This window comes from Bradyrhizobium vignae (assembly GCF_900324035.1).
GTDB classification, from domain to species: domain Bacteria; phylum Pseudomonadota; class Alphaproteobacteria; order Rhizobiales; family Xanthobacteraceae; genus Bradyrhizobium; species Bradyrhizobium vignae.
Genome location: NZ_LS398110.1, coordinates 1,191,379 through 1,212,351 on the forward strand (window position 1 = coordinate 1,191,379; position 20,973 = coordinate 1,212,351).

At 63.7% G+C, this 20,973-nt stretch carries 14 protein-coding genes, 1 tRNA gene and 2 pseudogenes; 8 read left to right on the top strand and 9 right to left on the bottom strand.

Annotation, left to right across the window (positions count from 1 at the left end; all coding sequences use genetic code 11):
• Positions 1-74 precede the first annotated feature (74 nt).
• A complete protein-coding gene (locus BRAD3257_RS05790) occupies positions 75-3,443 on the bottom strand; it encodes a PAS domain-containing sensor histidine kinase (protein ID WP_122401051.1) in 3,369 nt (1,122 codons plus the stop codon).
• Between the two features lie 702 nt (positions 3,444-4,145).
• On the opposite strand from BRAD3257_RS05790, the gene BRAD3257_RS05795 reads away from it, so the two are divergent.
• From BRAD3257_RS05795 to BRAD3257_RS05810, 5 genes are all read left to right on the top strand, one after another.
• Positions 4,146-4,580 (top strand): phasin, encoded by a 435-nt coding sequence (locus tag BRAD3257_RS05795; protein ID WP_122401052.1) that lies wholly within the window; start codon positions 4,146-4,148, stop codon positions 4,578-4,580.
• Between the two features lie 367 nt (positions 4,581-4,947).
• Positions 4,948-5,024: transfer RNA gene (locus BRAD3257_RS05800), tRNA-His, on the top strand.
• Between the two features lie 69 nt (positions 5,025-5,093).
• Positions 5,094-5,417, top strand: coding sequence for a hypothetical protein (locus BRAD3257_RS39200; RefSeq protein ID WP_129146192.1), 324 nt, complete (start codon positions 5,094-5,096; stop codon positions 5,415-5,417).
• A gap of 590 nt (positions 5,418-6,007) precedes the next feature.
• Positions 6,008-9,367, top strand: coding sequence for an adenylate/guanylate cyclase domain-containing protein (locus tag BRAD3257_RS05805; protein WP_122401053.1), 3,360 nt, complete (start codon positions 6,008-6,010; stop codon positions 9,365-9,367).
• A 241-nt stretch (positions 9,368-9,608) separates the two neighbouring features.
• On the top strand, positions 9,609-10,553 hold the full coding sequence (locus tag BRAD3257_RS05810; RefSeq protein ID WP_122401054.1) for a DUF5996 family protein: 945 nt from the start codon (positions 9,609-9,611) through the stop codon (positions 10,551-10,553).
• 133 nt (positions 10,554-10,686) lie between these two features.
• On the opposite strand, the gene BRAD3257_RS05815 is transcribed toward BRAD3257_RS05810, so the two are convergent.
• Both BRAD3257_RS05815 and BRAD3257_RS05820 read right to left on the bottom strand, forming a co-directional pair.
• Entirely contained in the window at positions 10,687-12,216 is a 1,530-nt protein-coding gene (locus BRAD3257_RS05815; protein ID WP_160118750.1) for an MFS transporter, read from the bottom strand.
• Between the two features lie 188 nt (positions 12,217-12,404).
• Positions 12,405-13,567, bottom strand: a pseudogene (locus tag BRAD3257_RS05820) (CaiB/BaiF CoA transferase family protein).
• Between the two features lie 376 nt (positions 13,568-13,943).
• Between BRAD3257_RS05820 and BRAD3257_RS05825 the strand changes: the two are divergent.
• Positions 13,944-14,285 (top strand): hypothetical protein, encoded by a 342-nt coding sequence (locus tag BRAD3257_RS05825; RefSeq protein ID WP_122401056.1) that lies wholly within the window; start codon positions 13,944-13,946, stop codon positions 14,283-14,285.
• A gap of 413 nt (positions 14,286-14,698) precedes the next feature.
• Positions 14,699-15,376, top strand: a complete 678-nt coding sequence (locus tag BRAD3257_RS05830) for a ParA family protein (RefSeq protein ID WP_122401057.1) — start codon at positions 14,699-14,701, stop codon at positions 15,374-15,376.
• Positions 15,377-15,560: 184 nt separating this feature from the next.
• Here the strand turns inward: BRAD3257_RS05830 and BRAD3257_RS40215 are convergent, their stop codons facing one another.
• The 5 genes from BRAD3257_RS40215 to trxB all read right to left on the bottom strand — a co-directional run bounded on the left by BRAD3257_RS40215 (position 15,561) and on the right by trxB (position 19,400).
• Positions 15,561-15,707 (bottom strand): hypothetical protein, encoded by a 147-nt coding sequence (locus BRAD3257_RS40215; protein ID WP_164936746.1) that lies wholly within the window; start codon positions 15,705-15,707, stop codon positions 15,561-15,563.
• Positions 15,708-15,837: 130 nt separating this feature from the next.
• The gene (locus BRAD3257_RS39595) at positions 15,838-15,993 is read right to left on the bottom strand and encodes a hypothetical protein (protein ID WP_160118751.1); all 156 of its coding nucleotides are present in this window, start codon (positions 15,991-15,993) and stop codon (positions 15,838-15,840) included.
• Between the two features lie 159 nt (positions 15,994-16,152).
• Positions 16,153-17,061, bottom strand: coding sequence for a 4-hydroxy-tetrahydrodipicolinate synthase family protein (locus tag BRAD3257_RS05840; RefSeq protein ID WP_122401059.1), 909 nt, complete (start codon positions 17,059-17,061; stop codon positions 16,153-16,155).
• A gap of 444 nt (positions 17,062-17,505) precedes the next feature.
• Positions 17,506-18,429 carry a LysR family transcriptional regulator gene (locus tag BRAD3257_RS05845; RefSeq protein ID WP_162500129.1) on the bottom strand — a complete coding sequence of 308 codons (924 nt, stop codon included), beginning with the start codon at positions 18,427-18,429 and terminating at the stop codon, positions 17,506-17,508.
• 5 nt (positions 18,430-18,434) lie between these two features.
• A complete protein-coding gene (gene trxB, locus BRAD3257_RS05850) occupies positions 18,435-19,400 on the bottom strand; it encodes a thioredoxin-disulfide reductase (protein ID WP_122401061.1) in 966 nt (321 codons plus the stop codon).
• 265 nt (positions 19,401-19,665) lie between these two features.
• Here trxB and BRAD3257_RS05855 point away from each other — a divergent pair, with 265 nt between their 5' ends.
• Positions 19,666-20,145 (top strand): Lrp/AsnC family transcriptional regulator, encoded by a 480-nt coding sequence (locus tag BRAD3257_RS05855; protein WP_122401062.1) that lies wholly within the window; start codon positions 19,666-19,668, stop codon positions 20,143-20,145.
• 276 nt (positions 20,146-20,421) lie between these two features.
• Here the strand turns inward: BRAD3257_RS05855 and greA are convergent.
• A pseudogene (greA, locus tag BRAD3257_RS05860) lies at positions 20,422-20,894 on the bottom strand (transcription elongation factor GreA).
• Positions 20,895-20,973 lie beyond the last annotated feature (79 nt).

A 20,973-nucleotide genomic window follows, 5' to 3' on the forward strand; every position in this document is an offset into this window, starting at 1 on the left:
TTCTGGAACCAGCTCCTGCGCAGGAGCTTTGCTTCACCTCTCCTGAAGCGAGAGGCCGGGGGGCGCGACACGCTCTAAGTCTTCGCCAGCGCCGGTGCGAACACGACCTCGATCAGCGTGCCATGACCGGCGCTCTTGATGTTGAAGCGGGCGCGGTTGGCTTCGACCAGCGCTTTCGTCAGCGACAGGCTGAGCGCGGAATTGTCGGCGGCATCGCCGGGCGGCGGGGTGCGGAACGGCTCCATTGCGGCGGCGACCTCGCGCTCGGTGAGGCCGTGGCCGGTGTCGCGGATGCGCAGCGCGATCTCGCCGCGGTCGGTGAGTGCCGTCGAGACGATGACCTGGCCGCCGGCGGTCGCAAGCCGGATCGAGTTCGAGATCAGGTTCATGGTGATCTGCCGCATCGCGCGCGCGTCCGCGTTCACCTGCGGCAGCGCATGCCCGAGCGAGGTGCGGATGATGATGCGCTCGCGATTGGCCTGCGGCTGCATCACCGTGACGCAGGCCTCGACCAGGTCGTTGAGATTGAGGTTGGCGAAATTGAGATCGAGCTTGCCGGTCTCGATCCGCGACAGCTCCAGCAAATCGTCGATGATGGTGATGACGCGCTCGCCGGAAGCGCGGATGTCCCTCATGTATTCACCATAGCGCTCGTTGCCGAGCGCGCCGAAGCGTTCGGAGATCATCACCTCGGCAAAGCCGATGATGGCGTTGAGCGGCGTGCGGATCTCGTGGCTGATCCGCGCCAGCATGTCGGCCTTGGCATTGGCTGCGCCGTCGACGAGGCGGCGGGCCTGGATCAATTCGCTCTCGCCCTTCTTGCTCTGCGAGAGGTCGCGGAACACGGCGAAGAAGTTCGGCCCGTCCGGCCGCGTGCGGCCCATGATCATGGCGAGCGGAATCACGCCGCCCTTCTTCTCGCGTCCCAGCACCTCGCGGCCGTGGTCGAGCAGGCTGGAGATGTCCTGGCTCTTCAGGCTTCCCAGATAGTCGGCGACGATCTGCTGGCTCTCGGGCGCGAACAGCGTCAGCAAATTCTGCTCGAGCAGCGCTTGCCCGTCATAGCCGAACAACGCTTCCGCGCTGCGGTTGCAGGCGTGGATGTTGCCTTCGGCATCGAACATGACGATGCCCTCGGCGGTGGTGTCGAGGATGGCGGCGAGATCCTCGGCATCGGCATCGCCGGCCGCGGGCTCCACGTCCGCCGCGTAGGAGTCCGCGACAACGGAGTCGGCCACCAGGGTCTCTGTGACGGCAGCCGCCGCGGTGATGGGGGCCGCCTGCGGCCCTGCGCAGATCAGCGCATGCGCGCTCTCGCCGTCCCAGTCGATCGTGTGCAGATGCGCATTTGTCGTCGCCAGCGGCGCTTGCCCGTTCGCGACCGTCGCGCTGATCGCAACCGGCGTGCCGCCTTGCGAGGTGCTGCTCGCCGATGACACGCCAGGCTCGACATAGAGCGCGTCAAGTCCGCCTGCATCCTCCAGCGCGTTCAGGCTGGCATAGCCCATGCGCGCGAGGAAGGCGGGATTGGCGTAGAGCAGGCGGTCGAGCCGATAGATCAGGATGCCCGTCGGCAGGAGGTCGAGCAGCATGCGGTCGCGCGCGCTGGCGCCGCTCGCCGGCGGTGCCGGCTCGGCCAGCCATTCGGCTGCAGCCTGCAGCGGCTCCGGCGGTTCGGCCGAGATCTCCGCCGCCGGCTCGGCCGTATCCGCCGCGATGGTCTCGCGCTCGCGTTCGAGCCGCTCGGACAATTGCCGAGCGAGCTCGTTGAACGCGCTGTTCTCGACCGGCGTCAGCGTCGGGGCGCGCGTATCTCCGGGCGGGCGGAACGGCACGACATTGGGAGGCGTTTCCACGGGCGTGTCCAGATCGGTTGGGTGTGAAGTCGCGTCGCTTGTGGGCTCTGGCAGGTCGGGCTCGGCTGTCGGCTCGGGTGGCTCGACTGGCGGCGCCGCCGCCGCTGCTTCGGGCTCTGCTTCGGATTTGGGCTTAGGTTCGACGACGTCAGCGGAGCGGCCCTGCTGCGCCGGCGGCGCGCCGAGCGGCTCGAAGCGCCTGAGCGCCTCGAGCCGGTTGAGGCCGTCGAGATCGCGGCAGACGCCGAATCCTTTGAAGCCCGCAAAGTTGTGCTCGCGATCGTAGACCGGCAGGCCCGCAAGCTCGACCGGAATGTGCTCGCCGCCATCGGCCGGCCAGCTCACGGTGATGCCGGCCCAGGTGTCGTGGCTCTCGAGCGCCTTTGCCACGCGCCCGTCCGGATCGAGCGAGAATTGCTCGGCGATCTCGCGCCAGGGGCGGCCGAAGCCGGCGGCCGTGCGCGCGCCGATCAGGCGGATGAATTCATCGGAGAGAAGCACAAAGCGGCCCTCTGCATCCGACTGCCAGAGGAAGCGCAGCGGATGCTGACGCGGTGCGGGCGGCTCTTGCTGGCCCGAGGCCCCTTGGCCCGACGGCGGCTCGACCATGCCGACAGTGATCGGCGTAGCCTGCGCCGACACAAGGGCCGAACAGTGGTTTTCAACCGGAGTTTTGGCCGCGGCCTCACTCCTCTGGTCGGGAACCGGCGCCTCCACGGCCGCTTCGGCCGGTTCGGACGCGGGCGTCATCGGCTCGGCTGTTTCGTTTGCGTCGACCGGCTCCGCGAAGGCGTCGAACAATGCGATGCCGCCCGGCTCCTCCAGCGATGACGGCTCGCCCGTCACCGCGGCCTCCCGCGGTGCGGATTCAACCGGCGCTTCGGCGACGGCATTCGTCGTGTTCTCCGGCGCGACCGCTGCGGGCGCCTTGTGCGCGGCACCGGGCTCGATCAGCGCGACCAGCCCGACATCGGCCCCGGTGCCGACCCGCTGCAGCACCATCTGGCCGATCCCGATCGGCGTCGCGGCGCGGCCGGTTGTCAGCGCATCGCTGCGGGCCCGATCGAGGCCGGCCTCAAAGAGATCGCGAAAGCCGAGCAGGGAGCGGGCTGCCTCGCTCGCTCCGACGAACAATCCATCCGGCGCGAACGCCGCCATCGGCACATTGGCGCCCGCAACGAGGCGATGCAGCCGCTCCACCAGCGGCATCGGGCGCAGCGTCGGGTCCATCGCGGTGATGAGCACGGCATGGCCGCCATCGGCGAAGTCGAGCCGCGCGCAGGCGCAGGTCATCAGTGTGCCGAGCCGGGCGCCGAAGCCGCGCAGCCGCTCGAGCCGCACCGCGCCGTTCGCCGGCAGCTGGTGCGCGAGCCTGATAACCTGACGGCGATGGCTATCCGCCGGGCCGAACACCTTGTCCGCAAGGCCTGCGCTATTCGCCGCGCCGAACAGTCTTGCGCCGACTGGATTGGCCCACAGCACGCGCGCGCCGTCGATCGACCACAGCCAGGCCGGCAAAGGAGAGGTCGCATGCACGGCCAGCCGCGGATCGCCTACCCCTCGCAACTGGAAATCCGAACGCGTCATAAGGCCGGCTGTCGCTCACGCATCAGGGCGGCCGCCGGGAATGGCAGCCTTAAGAAAGGGTTAGTATCGCCCGGAAGGCGCGGGCAGGTCCACGGCCGCAAGCCCGCAAGAGCCCCCCAAGCGGCGATAACCTTAATGCGCCCAGACCCGCAAGCCGCAGCCAGCTTCATCCAAGGGATTCGCCAAGGGATTCGCGTCTTCAGGCTGGCTTGCCAAGAGATGTGCCTTCACGCGGCATCGCAGCTGCCCATCCTCCTCTGGAGGGCCTGGAGGGGGAGGATCGGTTCGCATGCAGCGAAACGGAGAGCGAACCGAGGTGGGGTGACAGTCTCTCCCCGCAGGCGATCCTCATGTGGACAGATCAGCCCGCCGCGCCTCGCATGGCTGACCCGTAGCGAGCTGACCCTCCTCCCCAACGGTGGGCAAAAGGCGGCCAAGCAGGCACCGCACTACCTCAACCCGCGGTTCCCCCGCCTTGGAACTTCACCCTCTACGAGATTAATTTCGCAACGCATCCTCAGGACGATTGCGATGCACAATGTTGACATGATAGGCAGCCATAGTGCTGGGCGCTGGGCGAGCCATCTCGTTTGTTTCGCGTTTCCAGTCTTACGTTCCCGCTCAATGCCAGGGTCCACAATCGGGGCCGGCGGGCGCGCCAGAAGGCTCACTCCACTTTTTCAATTTGCGTGAGGGACCAACATGACAGGTGCGACTGATCCGTTTTCTGCCTCGATCATCCCGTTCGAGGTTCCTGAGCAGATGCGTGCGTTCGCCGAGAAGGGCGCGGCGCAGGCCCGCGAGAACTACGCCAAGTTCAAGGACGCCGCCGAAACCCACAACGGCACCGTCGAGGCCGTGTTCACCTGCGCCAGCAAAGGCGCGAGCGAGTACACCGCCAAGCTGGTCGAGTTCATGAAGGCCAACTCCAACGCCCAGCTCGACTTCGCCCAGCAGCTGTTCGGCGCCAAGTCGCCGTCGGAAGCCTTGGAGCTGTGGACCGGCCACGCCCGCAAGCAGCTCGAGACCTTCCAGTCCCAGGCCAAGGAGCTGGTCGAGCTCACCCAGCGCGTCGCCGCCGAGACCGCCGAGCCGATCAAGGCGAGCGCCTCGAAGTTCTACCAGCCCGCCGCCTGAGCGGTGAGGCCGGTTTGAGCTAAGAAACCCGGGCCGAAAGGCCCGGGTTTTTTTCACCTCTCCTGCTTGCACATGTAGGAATCCGGGAAGGTCGTCATGCCGGGACAAGCCCGACCATGACGATGTGGAAGCTTCAGCGCCCTAAGCGCCAGCGTCATATGCGCTGCCCTGCCGCAAGCGAGAGAGGGGGGCGCAACCCTCGACGCCCGCCACCGCGTCCGATTTCCTCGCACCGAAGGTGATTTCCGCCGGTTTTTCACCCCATTGCGGCCTTGCCAAAAACCCCCGTTGCACCTAGTTTCCGCCCCGTCCAGCCCCCTCGGTGACCGGCCCAATCAGGGCGTCCCAAGGCGCGGCTCGCCAGGATGCAGTTGTAGCTCAGTTGGTTAGAGCGCCTGTCTGTGGAACAGGAGGTCGGTGGTTCGAGCCCACCCAACTGTACCAATGTTCTCAGCCTAAATCGGGTTGGTTCAAAAGGTCGCGTAGCTACCAATTAGCTATCACGCGGGGACGATGAACGACGAAAGTGACGCTGTGCTTGTCGATATTTGCGACAACGACAACACCTATGCTCGCAGCATCATTCAAGCTGCGGGCCGCGATGAGGCCATAGCCAAGGCTGAAGAGTGGGCGCGGGTGAGGTCCCAAGAGACCGGGAAGCCCTTGTTGATCGGCAAGCGCCCCGGCCATCCCGGTAGTGTCCACAGCAAAGTGTTCGGTCCACCGACGCGACGCCATAGTTCTCGAGAGAGGCAAGGTCGAAGCGGCGCCGGACGACCTTTATGTCGATTGTACCGCGAAAGCATTCAGGAAACGCCCGTCGGTTTCGGTCTTTGATGCGGAAGAGATCACGCGCCAGCAGGTGCGCCCGGGACGTCTCAGTTTGAGTGCGGCCTTGATTGCGCATGTGGAAGCATCTTATGGCGATGACGCGATCAAGAATGACTTATGTGCGCCAATTCCGTCAGTAGAGCTCGCGGCAGATTATTTGAGCACGATGCTGGACACTTTGCGAAATGAACGGCGATGGGGGCCGATAAGGAGCTGCGTCGTTGGATCGACCAGCATAGGTTATCCGGCACTGGTTTTCCGGACACCGGCGTAAGGTCAAGTCCCGAAGGAGTACGTATCCTCGAGCGTCTGCGCGAGGCCCGTCCACGGGCTGTAGCAAACCTGACACGCCTTATCGCCGAGCTCGACTCGATGCACCAGGCTTCGTGACAGGTGCGCACGAAGATCTGCTCGTGGCCCATCGCTTCCGTTAGCGCGTCGCGGCGAGATGTCCGGAGTCGGGGGTAAACCGGAAGCACCCGACCGCTGGTCAGAACGGCGCTTTTGACCCAAACCGGTCATCCAAAAAGCGGCACCCTAGACAGGCTGTCTCGCCTGAGGGATCATACAGCGTTAGGCGAACTAGGGCGGCCGCCATGGATGTCGGAGGTTGGCTGCGGAGGCATGGCCTCGAACGATATGAGGCCGTATTCCGCGACAATGAAATCGACGACACGGTCCTGCCGAATTTGACCGCGGAGGACTTGAAGGAGCTTGGTATCGGATTTGTCGGGCATCGCCGTAAGCTGCTCGACGCCATCGCCGCTTTGCGCGCTGAAGCGGGCGCACCGGTGCCCCTATCCGAGGCTCCTCCCGAAGGTCGAAAAGCCGCCAACGACACCGCCGAGCGCCGCCAGGTTACCGTGATGTTCTCGGACCTCGTCGGTTCGACGTCGCTCTCCGCACGTATGGACCCCGAGGATCTGCGGGAGATCATTTCGGCCTATCAGACGTGCGTCGCCGATACTGTGCGCCGCTTAGGTGGCTTCGTCGCGAGATACATGGGCGACGGCGTGCTGATTTATTTTGGCTATCCGCAGGCGCACGAGGACGACGCCGAGCAGGCCGTGCGTGCAGGACTGGAAGCGATTGCTGCAGTGCGCGCGCTCAAGTTTTCTTTTCCGCTGCAAGCCCGCGTCGGCATCGCGACCGGGCTGGTGGTTGTTGGCGATCTGATCGTATCTGGGGAGGCAGAGGAGCGCGATATTATCGGAGAAACTCCCAATCTTGCCGCGCGCCTACAAGCCATGGCTGAGCCCAACGCGGTGATCGTCGCCGAGAGCACGCGAAAGCTCCTGGGCGATCTGTTTGAACTAAAGGACCTTGGACCTCAGGAACTCAAAGGCATCCCGGGCTGCATCAGAGCTTGGGCGGCGCTACGACCTTCTTTGGTCGAGGGCCGCTTCGAGGCCCTACACGCGGGTGGAGTGACTGAACTCATTGGGCGCCAAGAAGAACTCGAACTACTGCTGCGGCGCTGGTCGAAAGCAAAGACCGGCCAGGGCCAAGCAGTGTTGCTCTCTGGCGAACCGGGCATTGGCAAGTCACGGCTCACTGCAGCAGTCATCGAACGACTTGCTTTCGAGCCGCACACGCGGTTGCGTTATTTCTGCTCACTGCACCATCAGGACAGCGCGTTGCAGCCCATTATTGCGCAGCTCGAACGGGCTGCTGGCTTCGAGCGTGAGGACACGCCCGAGGCGAAGCTTGAGAAATTGGCGGCGCTACTTGCCCCTGCCGCGCCCCCGCCAGAAGACGAGGCGCTGCTGGCCGAACTCCTGTTACTTCCGACTGAAGGCCGCTTCCCGCCTCTCTCGCTCGCGCCACAAGAGAAAAAAGAGAAGACGTTTGAGGCGTTGCTCCGGCAACTCGAGGGCTTGGCCCGCCACCACCCCGTGCTGATGATCTTGGAGGACGCGCACTGGAGCGATCCGAGCTCCCGGGAGCTGTTCGATTACGTCGTCGACCGGGTTCGCGGCTTGCCCATTCTCCTAATTGTCACGTTTCGCCCCGAATATGCGCCGCCGTGGGTTGGCCAGGCGCACGTCACGATACTGACGCTCAATCGGCTGGATCGAGCAGAGGGCGTCGCGCTGGTGCGGCGGATCGCGGGCAACAAGGACTTGCCGGATGAAATCGTGGCAGAGATCGTGCAACGCACCGACGGTGTCCCGCTGTTCGTCGAGGAGCTGACAAAGTCGGCGCTCGAAAGCGGCGCGAACGACGACGGCGCGAGTTTCTTGGCCAGATCGCCACACCGAGCCCTTGCTGTGCCCGCGACGCTGCATGCCTCGCTGATGGCGCGGCTGGATCGGCTCGGCCCCCGGGCCAAGGAGATCGCCCAGATCGGCGCCACGATCGGGCGGGATTTCTCCTACGAACTTCTCGCAGCGGTGGCGGATCGCAGCGTCGCCGAACTGCATGCCGCACTCGATCAGCTCGCCGAAGCCGGGCTGGTGTTTCGGCGAGGTATGCCGCCGCAGGCCACCTATCTCTTCAAGCACGCGCTGGTGCAGGATGCGGCGTACGCCACTCTTTTGCGAAAACCGCGGCGGGACCTCCATGCGCGCGTTGCCAAAGGGCTGGCGGAGCGGTTTCCGGAGAAGGTCGAGGCGCGGCCGGAACTGCTCGCTCATCACTGCGCCGAAGCGGAAGCAATCGACCAGGCGGCTGTGTACTGGGGCAAGGCGGCCCAGTTGGCCATCCGGCGCTCAGCAATGGTCGAGGCGCGGACCCAATTGACGCGCGCTTTGTCGCTTCTCGGCACGTTGCCAGAGACGCCGGAGCGGTCTCAGTTGAAACTCGATCTACAAGTTGCGTTGGGCGGCACTCTGATCGCGACCAGAGGTTGGGCGGCACCCGAGACCGGATCGGCTTTCGCGCGTGCCCTTGAGCTTTGCGAGCGGCTCGGGAATACGTCTCAGCTTCTTCCGGCGCTGTATGGCCAATACGTGTTTCACCTCGTTCGAGCCGAATTACGAGCGAGCCAAGAGGTGGCCCAGAGGGCGCTCGGCGCCGCGCAACGCACGCACGATCCCGCCGCGCTGGTCATTGGCCACCGCTCGGTGGGCATAAGTCTGATCCATCTCGGCAAGCTTGACGCGGCGCGCGAGCATCTAGAACAGGCGATCGGGCACTACGACCCTCTCACTCACCGCGATCTCGCGTTTAGATACGCTTACGATCCGCTCGTCGCGTGCAAAGGTTATCTGGCTTCGTTCACGCTCACGCAGATGGGTTATCTCGATCAGGCGCTCAGGAGAATCGACGAGGCGATCGCGCATGCCGAAATGCTGTCGCATCGCCCCAGCACAGCATTTGCGTTGTTGCACGCGTGCTATTGTCATTTCTTCCGTCGCGACGAACGGCTACTGCGCCAACGCGCAGCCGCCCTGATCGCCGAATGCTCGAAGCAGGATTTCGCGTTATGGCTCGCCGGCGGCGGCATTTATGCCGGTTGGTCGAAGGTGGAAGGCGGCGATGTCGAGGCCGGGCTTGAACAGCTGCGTGATGGAATTGCCAGATGGCGATCAGCCGAAGCGGCACTGCTCATGCCCATGCATCTCGTGGTGTTGGCTGAGGCATATTTGAGAGTGGGACGAGCTAACGACGCGCTCGCGGCCGTTATGGAGGCTCTCGCGTGCGTCGAACGATCCGAGGAGCGCGTTTGCGATGCCCAGGTGCAGCGATGTTACGGCGACGTGCTGCTGGCACAAGCTGATCGGAACGTTGCCGAGGCGGAAGGCAGTTACCGCCACTCGCTCGAAATCGCACGAGGCCAAAATGCGCGCCTACTGGAGCTGCGCGCCGCCTCCAACCTCGCCCGGCTCTGGCGCGACCAGGGTAAACACGGCAAAGCGCGCGATCTTCTCGCGCCGATCTACGGCTGGTTCACCGAGGGCTTCGACACGTTGGACTTGAAGCAGGCGAAGGCGCTACTCGAAGAGCTAGCATAATGAGGCGCTTTGAGCACGGAAAGGGTCAGCTATTGGCCCGAGGCTGACTAACGCGACGCTCGTCCAAGCGTCGGCTCTTAAGTGCAGACCGGACGTGGCGTGCAAGGAACCGGACCGCCGATAGCCTTGGGAAAATGGCCGGACCTCAACGAACTTGGCGACGCGCCATCGTCAAGGCTCATATGTGAAATAACGATACGAGCGCCTCGTCCGGGCGACCAAGCACAAAGGAGGAAACCCCATGAGCGCGATCTGGCCGGAAATCCCCTTCGAGACATGGCGCGAAACCTGTTCTGCGCTTCATTTGTATTGCCAAGTTGCCGGCAAGTATCGGCTCGCGAGGACGCCGTGGATCAACCATTCATGGCACGCGACTTTCTACGTGAATGCTCGCGGGCTCACGACTTCACTGGTTCCAGACGCCTCAGGTATCGAGATCACCTTCGATCTCTCCCGCCATATCGTGATCGCAGAGGCCTCTGACGGGCGCAGGGTTGAAATGGCGCTCGGGCCGATGTCCGTTGCCGACTTCCACACCAGGTTCTGTGAGCTGGTGGGACGTCTCGGCGGCACACCGGAATTCGACGGCCGGCCCAATGAAGTCCCTGATCCAATCGCTTTTCAGGACGACCGTCAGATCCGCCCCTATGATGCAGACGCCGCCACGCGGTTCTTCAGGGCCCTGGTTGCAATCGACGGTGTTTTTCATCGGTTTCGGACGGGCTTCACCGGAAAGGTCAGTCCAGTCCATCTCTTTTGGGGCAGCTTCGATCTCGCGGTGACGCGCTTCTCCGGACGTCCTGCTCCGCTTCACCCGGGGGGCGTACCGGGTTTACCTGATGAAGTGACGCGCGAGGCGTACAGTGATGAAGTCTCATCCGCCGGCTTCTGGCCGGGCGGAGGCGGCACAGACTTTGCGGCTTTCTACTCCTATGCCTATCCCACTCCGAACGGCTTTGCCGACGAACAGATTTTGCCGACGGGCGCATATTTCGATCGGAAGCTCGGAGAATATCTCCTGGCCTACGACATTGTGAGGAAGTCAAGCGATCCAGAGGGGACGCTCATGTCGTTTCTGGAAAGCACCTATCGTGCGGCAGCGGATCTCGGAGGCTGGGATCGTGCCGCGCTCGAATGTCCGATTGGTCACCCCCTTCGGCCCCGCCCTCTCAACAGGAAGAGGTGAAGTTCACCAGCCTTCCCGTTGTTCAGGCAGAGCACCTTAAGCGCGACGTCGAGCCACTATGCTATGCCGGCGGGGCTGCTCGTCCCATCGACGGTAGGCGCCGCCCGACTCGGATCTGCCTTGGTGTTCGCTTTCAACGCGCCGCTTGCGATCCAATCGGTCGGATCCAAAACCGAAGAAGAATGCCGCCCAGCAAGGAGCAGAGCGCCGCCACTTGCAACACTATGCGTAGCGCGCGTTCGAACGCGGCCGTTGCGGCTTCGGTGATGCCGGCTTGTCCGGCCAGTATTGCATTCAGCGCTTCGTTGGCTTGTGCCCGCGGCGCACCGGCAAGATGATACGAAAAGCTGGCAAACAAAACGGCGCCAAGCGCCGCGACTGCAAAGAGACCTGCCACCCGGGCGACCGCGTTGTTGACGCCCGAAGCGAGTCCTGCGTGGGCGTCACCCACCGACGACATTACCATCGACGTCAGCGGCGGGACCGTGATGGTCATACCGATGCCAAATACGCAGATCGCCGGAAACGCTCCGGCCCAGTAGGATTGTCGGAAATCGGCAAAAGCCAGCAGCGCCAGACCGCAGCCTGCGATGACGGGCCCGAAGGTGAGCGACTGCTGCGGCCCGAAACGGTCGGAAAGCATGCCGGCGAATTGCGCGCCGAAACCCATGATGAGAGCAAATGGAAGCAGTGCTGCACCGGCCTGTGTCGCGGAGTAGCCGCCGAGCCGGATCAAGCCAAACGGCAGATAATACAGCGCACCGCCTAGCGCAAAATAAAGCAACAGCGTCAATGCGTTGGCTGCGGCAAAACTGCGCGAACCGTACAGCGATAGCGGCATCATTGCTCGTGCGCCGAGCCGGGCTTCGATTGCGAGAAATAACAAGAGCAATAGAAATCCCGATCCGAGCGCGCCGACTACGGTTCTGTCAGAAAATCCCGAGGCCGGAATGGCGTTAAGCCCCCAGGTGATCGAGGCGAGAGCGGCGGCGATGGTGGCCGCTCCGGTCCAGTCCAACGATTTTGCGCTGTCATTTCGGCTTTCGCCTGCGAAGCTCGCAAGTCCCGCCGCGACGGCCGCCAGCGGCACATTGAGCAGAAAAATCGCGCGCCACGACACCTGATCGACGAGCCAGCCGCCCAATACCGGGCCGATGGCGGCGGTCAGCGCGCCGACACCAGCCCATACTCCGATCGCATGATTGCGCTCGTGCTCGTCAAAAGTCGCTCCCAACATCGCGAGGCTCGCCGGGATGAGGAACGCGGCGCCAACCCCTTGAATTGCGCGGCTTGCGACTAGCACCGTGATGTTGGGGGACAGGCCGCACGTAATAGAGGCCAAGGTGAATATCGTAATGCCGAAAACAAAGATGCGTCGACGGCCGTAAAGATCGGCAGCCGCCCCTCCAACCAGCACCGTAGCGCTTAGCAGCAGCAGGTAAGCATTAACGATCCATTGGGTCGCGGCCACGCTTGCATGCAGGACGTGCTGAATCGTCGGCAGGGCGATATTTACGACAGACCCATCGACCAATGCCATGCTCGACCCGAATATGGTCGCCGCCAGCGTCAGCCGCTTGCGTCTTTGCGACGGTGCCGCGTCAAAAGCTGGTGTCACCCGGATAACGTTGGCGTCGCAGGGAGATTGCATGAAACCAATCATTTGGGGGGCTCGAGAAGCGTGGCTGTCGCGGTCAGCGTGCGCCTCGAGGGTACCGTTGGCAACCGCCGGTTTCGCCCATTTCGCCGGGTCGCTCAGACGGAGGTCGGCTCCTGGCCCTTTGGCGACGAGACGGGAGCGGTGCGCGGGGACGGCCAGGTACGCCCGCGTTGGTCGCAGCGAGACCATCGTCACGTTTCCTTTGCGAGACCGAGCTCGCTGAGGATGGCTTCGTTGTGCTGACCGACATCAGGCACCGGGTCCATCCGCGGCGCTACGTCGGGAATGGTGAGGGCGGGCAGGAAGCTCATCACCGGCCTGCAGGGCGATCCCACGCTCTGCACCCGCGAGCGCGCATGGAGTTGCTCATGCTGCAGGAAGGCCTCGACCGAGTTCAGATGCGCGTTGGCGATCGCGGCTTCATCGAGCAGCCGCAGCACCTCCTCGCTGGTCATCGCGGCAAAACGCTGCTCGATATGCGCCTGCAGATCGTCGCGGTTCTGCATGCGCAGCGGATTGGTGCGGAAGCTCGGATGGTCGGCGAAGCCGGCGTCGCCAAGCACCGGCACAGCGACCGCCATTCCCGGTCGTTCTGGATGCCGAAGAAGATCGTGGTGCCGTCACCCACGCGGAACGGGCCGTAGGGCGCGATCGTCGCATGCTTCGCGCCGGTGCGCGGCAGCGGCCGGCCGGTACTCATCGTGTAGAAGGCGGGATAGCTCATCCAGTCCGTGATGGAATCGAACAGCGAGGCCTGGAAGGCCGTGCCCTTGCCGGTTCGCTCCCGGCGATACAGCGCCATCAGCACGCCGTTGAGAATGTACATCCCCGTGGCGATATCGACCACGGAAAGCCCCACCTTGGCCGGCTCCGCCTCGGTGCCGTTGACGGCGAGCACGCCGGCCTCGCACTGGACCAGCAGATCATAGGCCTTCTTGTTGCTGTAGGGGCCGCCGCTGCCATAGCCCGAGACGTCGCAGGCGATGAGGCGCGGAAATCTTCGCACGAGCGATGCGGCATCGAGGTCGAGCCGCTCCGCAGCACCAGGCGCGAGATTCTGGATGAACACATCCGCCCGCGGCAGCAGGGCGTCGAGCACCTTGCGGCCGCTCTCGCTCTTGATGTCGATGGCGAGGCTTTGCTTGGAACGATTGGTCCAGACGAACTGGCTCGACATGCCGTTCATCACATGATCGTAGTCCCGGCAGAAATCGCCGCCGCCCGGCCGCTCGATCTTGATCACCCGTGCGCCCCAATCCGCCAGATGCCGGCTGGCCAGCGGCGCTGCGATCGCCTGCTCCAGCGAGACCACCGTCACGCCCGACAGCGGCAGCTCCGCCTCATTCCCCTCCATGCGATCGCCTCCACTCCCGCTCAAGCTCTTGATCAGCGCAGGAGACAAGCCGACCACCCACGCGCATTCTTTGATGCTGCCATCATGCTCCTGTTTTGCCCGACGAGTCAAACTCGACTTCGCAAAATCCTAAGGCATGAAATGCGTAAGGATTGCCATGACTTGGCTACTGTGCATGGGGTTGTTTTCGCAGTTTTGTCTTGAACGGCCTGTCCCCACCCTCAGGTGTCATCTCCCGCGAAAGCGGGGGATCCGGTACGCCGCGGCGTCCCTGTTGCCGAGACCGCACACGTGCCGGCTTTCGCGTCTCCCCTCGGTTGCCAATGAACCGCCGTTCACCCACTATTCGCACTGACTCGTCATGTGGGGGGGATCGATGCCGGCATTTCGCTTGAAGAAGTCATTGGCCATTGCGAGCCTCTCGCTTGCCTTGGCCGTCCTGGCGCTGCCGCGCTCAGGTTTCGCCTACACCCAGGAGCAGCAGCAGGCCTGCACGCCGGATGCGATGCGGCTGTGCAGCGAGTTCGTTCCGAACGTCGATGCCATCACCGCCTGCATGATCAAGAAGAAGGCGCAGCTCTCGCCGCAATGCCGGGTGTTCTTCCGCGCCGGCCCCGAGCCGGGCGAGTTGCGCGCCGGCAAGCCGACCCACATCGCGCCGAGGACCGCGAAGAAGACCAAACCGGCCTCGAAGAAGAAGAAATCCAGCGAAGGCTAAAATCCCGAGCGAAGCGCGTGCCTGTTTTGAAACCCGACAGGCCTGGGAACCGCGCCATCGCATATCCGGCTCGCTCCGGCCGTGACATCAGCTTCGCGACAGCGGACTCGTTTTGTTCGCGCGTCGCCGCACAGGCTTGCGGCCATTACGGGCGCCTCTGACGGAAAAGAGCCGCCCCGAGGTTTGCGCGGCAAGGTTGTGTTGTCCCGTCCGCTGCTCAAGAAACGCACGCTTGCCCGCGCGCGAAGCGTTTTGCAGCAGTTTGTGTGTGACGTCACAGCAAGCAGTGTGACTCAAAAGCCAACACGCCTCGTTATTTCGTGGCGCCAACGCAACCCTCGATACATTTTTCTTTCGCGAATCACTGCGCTGATTCATTTTCGCGGCCTGGGGTCAATCTGGAGGCCGAAGGTATGAACGTAATTGTTTTTGCATCGCGTAAAGGCGGCTCGGGCAAGAGTACCCTGGCTGCACATCTCGCCGCGCAGATCAAGGCGAGCAAGCAGGTCATGCTGGTGGACGCAGATCCGCAGGGCTCGCTCACGCTGTGGCACAAGCTGCGTGGCACCAACGAGCCGCCGATCAAGGCTGCCGTGAACTCCGTCAGCGGCATCGTCTCCGCTGCCAAGCGCGACGGTTATGAATGGGTGTTGATCGACACGCCGCCGAACCTGTCGGCCGTCGTCGACGACGCGATCCGTAACGCGACGATGGTGATCATTCCGGCGCGTCCCGGCGTGTTCGACGTCAACGCGGTGCAGGAAACCATCCAGATGTGCCGCGCCGCGCGCAAGCCCTACGCGGTCGTGCTCAACGGTGCGCCGGCGCGCCGTGACGAGGTCGAAAGCCCGATCGTCACCATCGCCCGCGAAGCGCTGGCGAAATTCCGCGCTCCGGTGTGGGGCGGCCAGATCACCAACCGTTCGGATTTGCTGATGGCGCTCAGCCACGGCGAAGGCGCGCGCGAGTATCAGGCCGAGAGCCGTGCGGCTCAGGAAATCGCAAGGCTTTGGGCGGCGATCGAGCGTTCGGTGAAGGCTATTCGCGGCACGGCGTCGGCGTCCGGCGCAATGCACAAGCAGGCCGCTTAATTTTCATTGGTCATTTCGTGGATACGAAAAACGCGCGGGTCGAGCCGCGCGTTTTGCGTTTCTGCCTTCACCTGTCATTTCGGAGCACCCGAAGGGCGAAGCCGGAATCTCGAGATTCCCCGGTGCGCAATTGTGCACCTGCGGTCTGGCGCTATCGCGCCATCCGGAAATGACGAAATGAATCTTACGCCACCAACAGCATGTAGAACACGATCACCGGCGACAAGGTGAGGATCACCGACCAGATGCCGGTCGCCCAGAGAATGTCCTCGGTGGTAAAGCCCTGCTGTCCAGCGTCGCAATGCGACGCCAGTTCATTATGACTATTCACAAACGCCTCCGCGATTTCTTCGCTTATGGCGTCCACGCTAGCCGGGATGTTTTAACATTCCGGGTCGCTGCGACCAGCGCATTTGAGCACGGCCGTGACCCACGGGTTAACCATCCCGCGCCCGCTCGCGTCAGCCGATCAGCCAGACGCGAAACAGCAGCACCGGTATCAGGCCGAGCATCACCGCCCAGAACCCGAATGACGACACCATCAGAATGCCCTGCAAGAGATCGGCCGGCGCGAATTGCCGCGCGGCCGTCGGCCGGATGCGATGCCCCATGATCATTCCCCTCTCCGAGGTCCTTTGCGGAGACGATAGGCCCGATTGCGTAAACGAGCCGTGGATGCGCGATGCGGCGGCTGCGAATGCGGTTGGGATGCTGTTAACCACGGTCGCCTCTTACCCTTCCCTGGAGGGGCCCTCCAGGGAAGGGGATGGAAGCCGCTACGCCGCGACTTTCCTCCGTCGCTCGATTTCGCGATCGATCGCCGCCGCGAGCTCGCTGCTCACTTCCACCATCGGCAGGCGCACTTCGGGGCTGTCGATCAGGCCGCTGCGCCACAGCCAGTACTTCGCCGGCGCGGGGCTCGGCTCGGTGAACAACAGCCGCGTCAGCTCGGCGACCTCGTGCCAGCGCGCCTGCGCCGCATCGTGGTTGCCGCGCTTCAGCTCGGCATACACGGCTGCAAATATCGCGGTCTCGACATGGGCCGACAGCAGGATGCCGCCGTCGGCGCCGTCAATGAGCGCCTCGAGATAGTTGGCGTCCTCGCCGGTGAGCACACGAAAGTCCTTCGGCCGGTCGCGCAGCAGCGCGATCGACTGCTCGCGGCTGGCGCCGCAATCCTTCAAGCCGACGATGTTCTTGTGCTCGGCGAGCCGCAGCATGGTCTGGTTGGTGATGTTGACCGCGCAGCGATAGGGGATGTTGTAGAGCGCGATCGGCCATGCAGCGTGGTCGGCGAGCGCCTCGAAATGCGCCAGCAGCCCGCGCTGCGACGGCCGCACGTAATAGGGGCTGGCGATCAGGTAACCATCGATCGGCCAGTCCGCGGTCTCGTCGAGGCGCTCCTGCAGCCGCGAGGTGTCCGCGCCCGAGAGCCCGAGGCAGATCGGCAGGCTGCGGCCGCCGGCCGCCATCTCGTCGCGCACCACGGCGACGAGACGTTCGAACTCGGCGCCGCGCAGTGTCATGCCTTCGCCGGAGGTCGCCCCCAGGATGAAGCCGTCAACGGCCTGTCCGCCGTAATGCCGCGTCAGTCGCCGCAGTGACCTGTCGTCCAGTGCGCCGCCCTGAAACGGCGTCACCAGCGGCAGCCATAGCCCATGCAAATGATCTCGTAGTCCGGTCATGTTCCATCTCCTTCTCGGGAAAAAGCCTGAGACGGAGGCACATGAAAAAACCCCGTCCAGGCGGCGGGGTTTTCGGGATTTGTTCGCAATGACGACGTCAGCCTAGTGCGCGCAGAAATCCGAGGCCCCGGGATGGGGGCCTTTTTTCGAGATAACTGCGCACGACTTCGTGATCATTTGCAAATGATGCGGGGTATGCCTGGAACTGTCAATACACGCGGAGCGCGAAGCCACATTTTGACGAAAAAAAGCCGGACCCGAGGGCCCGGCTTAGGTATTGGCCACGTGAGGCCGACACAATCACCTTCCAAGAGGGATTACTGAACTCCCGCGCCACTGGAGGAGGGGGACAAATGCGCAACGCGAAGGCTCAGCGTGCAAACATTATGGGCTTGCCAAGCGCCATGCAGCAACAGCCGAGGCCGCATGTCAGTCATGCGGAAATCAGGACGGCCAGCGCTGTGCCTTGCTCACCACGAAGTCGCGGAACACCTGCACGCGCGCGACCGTCTTCAACTCCTCGGGATAGACGAAGTAAGTGTCGAGCTGGATCGAATCCGACTCGCCGAATAGCTGCACGAGCTTGCTCTGCTCCTCGACGAGGTAGTCGGGCAGGGCGGCGATGCCGAGTCCCTGCTGGCAGGCGCGCACGAGTCCGAGGATGTTGTTGACCTTGAAATAGGCTTCGCGCGGACCCGACCCGTTGCGACCGGCTTCGATCAGCCAGTTGCGGTTCTGCAGATGCGGCGCGAAGTTGCCGTCGGCAAGCGTGATGATGCGGTGGGAGTCGAGCTCCTCCAGCGTGCGTGGCGTGCCGAAGCGCTTGATGTATTCCGGCGAGCAATAGGCGTGAAAGCCCATTGCGAACAGCTTGCGCTGGATGAGATCGGGCTGCGTCGGCTTGCGGGTGCGGATCGCGACGTCGGCCTCGCGCATCGATAGATCGAGCTCCTCGTCGGTGACGATCAACGAGATCCGGATCTCCGGATAGAGCGCGGTGAACTCGCCGAGCCGCGGGATCAGCCAGTTGATGCCGACGCCGGGCGTGGTGGTGATCTTGAGGTCGCCGCTCGGCCGCTCGCGGCTGTCGGTCAGCTTGGCGCGCGCCGCCTGCAGCTGCATGAACACGTCGTGCGCGGTGCGGAACAAGAGGTCGCCCTGTTCGGTGAGGATCAGGCCGCGGGCGTGGCGGTGAAACAGCGAGACCGAAAGCTCCTGCTCCAGCGCCGAGACCTGGCGGGAGACCGCCGATTGCGACAGACCAAGCTGCTCGCCAGCATGCGTGAAGCTGCCCGCTTCCGCCGCCGCGTGAAACACCTTCAGCTTGTCCCAGTCCATATCCGTGAATCCGTCGCGTGTTCGAGGCATGATCTTCATTCCGCTGCCGCGCGCTCGCTGGCGCGAAGGGCCAAGAAACGTTCGGCTTCGAGTGCGGCCATGCAGCCGAGGCCGGCGGCCGTCACGGCCTGGCGATAGGTCTCGTCGGCGACGTCGCCGGCGGCAAACAAGCCGGGCACCGACGTGGCGGTCGAGTTCGGGGCGACCTCGACATAGCCCGACGGTTTGAGCTTGACCTGGCCCTTGACGAGCTCGGTTGCCGGTGCGTGGCCGATGGCGATGAAGATGCCGTCGGCCTTCACGTTCGTGAGCGCGCCGGTCCTGACGTTCTTGAGCCGGACATGGGTGACTTTGTTGGGGTTCTCGGTGCCGCAGATCTCGTCGACGGCGGAGTCCCAGATCACCTTGATCTTCGGATGCTTGAACAGGCGTTCCTGCAGGATGCGCTCGGCACGGAAGTGATCGCGACGATGCACGATGGTGACCTGCGAAGCATGGTTGGTGAGGTACAGGGCTTCCTCGACCGCGGTGTTGCCGCCGCCGACCACGATGACTTCCTTGCCACGGTAGAAGAAGCCGTCGCAGGTGGCGCAGGCCGACACGCCGCCGCCCTGGAACTTCGCTTCGGAGGGCAGCCCAAGCCAGCGTGCTTGCGCTCCCGTGGCGAGGATCACGGTGTCGGCGAGATAGACGTCGCCGCTGTCGCAGGTGAGACGGAACGGCCGTTGCGCAGTCTCCAGCTTGGTGACCAGGTCGGTGACGATCTTGGTGCCGACATGGACCGCCTGCTTCTCCATCTGCTCCATCAGCCAGGGGCCCTGGATCACGTCGGCGAAGCCCGGATAGTTCTCGACGTCCGTGGTGATGGTGAGCTGGCCGCCGGGCTGGATGCCCTGGATCAGGATCGGCTCGAGCATCGCGCGCGCGGCGTAGATCGCGGCGGTGTAGCCGGCGGGGCCAGAGCCAATAATGACGACCTTTGCATGAACAGGAGCGGACATTTCGATGGACGCCTTTCACGGGGGATTTGCAGCGCGGGCGCGGAACGTGCCGGGAGGCCTCGCGGAGGCGCTGAAATATCAGAGCCAATCTAAGCTTTCTGATGAGCCATGCAAGAATTGCATTCCCTCACGGCGGATTTTTCCAACAGGGAACAAAAGCCGATCGGGCCGCGCGCGCAATAAAATTGCGTCGACAGTGCGGACTGGGCTATGAGGATTTCGACAAATCACCCAATACCCCGTAAGGGGCAGGAGTTCCAATCACGTGTCGCGGAACCTAGACGAGATCGACCTGAAAATTCTCGCCGAGATTCAGGCCGACGGTCGAATCACGAATGTCGAGCTGGCCAAGCGCGTCGGCATCTCGCCGCCCCCCTGCCTGCGCCGCGTCCGCGCGCTGGAGGAGGAGGGCTACATCCACGGCTATCGGGGCCTTTTGGATGCCCGCAAGCTCGGCTTCGACGTCACCGTGTTCGCGGCCGTGCACCTGTCCAGCCAGGCCGAGGCCGATTTGCGCGCGTTCGAGGAGTTCGTCCGCGCCGAGCCCCTGGTGCGGGAATGCTGGATGCTGTCGGGCGAGGTCGATTTCATCCTGAAATGCGTCGCCCCCGACATGGCGACCTTCCAGGATTTCGTCACCCACCTCACTGCAGCGCCCCATGTGCGCAACGTGCGCACCTCGCTGGTACTGCACAATTCGAAATACGAGGCGGCGGTGCCGCTGGAGGTGAAGGGGCGGAGGTAGATCGCTCATTCCGTCATCCTGATGAGGCTCGCCGAAGAGGCGGGCACCTCAGAGTGACGGTGATGGAGTTGGGTCCGCTGCTTCCACATCGACAGTGCGAGCGCAGCGAAACAATCCAGAGTCTTTCCGCAGCGGCAGTCTGGATTTGCTTCGCTGCGCCCGCACAATGTCGGATGGCGAGAGCCAGCGTTCACCCATGCCAACAACACGCAAAAACAAAAAGGCCGCGCCACGCGCGGCCTTTTCGAAACATCATTACACGGTGGCGGCAAATGCTTACCGCCACTCCACCTTGGTGATCTCGTAGGCCTTGGCGCCGCCGGGCGTATTGACCTCGACGGAAGCGCCCTTCTTCTTGCCGATCAGTGCGCGCGCGAGCGGCGAGGTGATGGAGATGCGGCCCTTCTTGGCGTCGGCCTCGACCTCGCCGACGATCTGCCACACCGTCTTCTTCTCGGTGTCCTCATCGACCAGCGTCACGGTGGCGCCGAACTTGATGGTGTCGCCGGACAGTTTCGAGATGTCGATGATGTCGGCGCGCGCAAGCTTGTCCTCGAGCTCGGCGATGCGGCCCTCATTGTGGGACTGCTCTTCCTTCGCGGCATGATACTCCGCGTTCTCCGACAGGTCTCCGTGCGAGCGCGCCTCGGCGATGTGCTCGATGATCCGCGGACGGTCCACGGACTGGCGGTGCTTCAATTCTTCCCGAGCGCGACAAAGCCGGCCTGGGTCATCGGAACCTTTTCCATCTCTTCTCTCGTCCTTCAGCTGCGCGCCCCGGAAAGATGCGGGGCGCGGCAACCTTGATTCGTCGGTATTCCCGGGGCT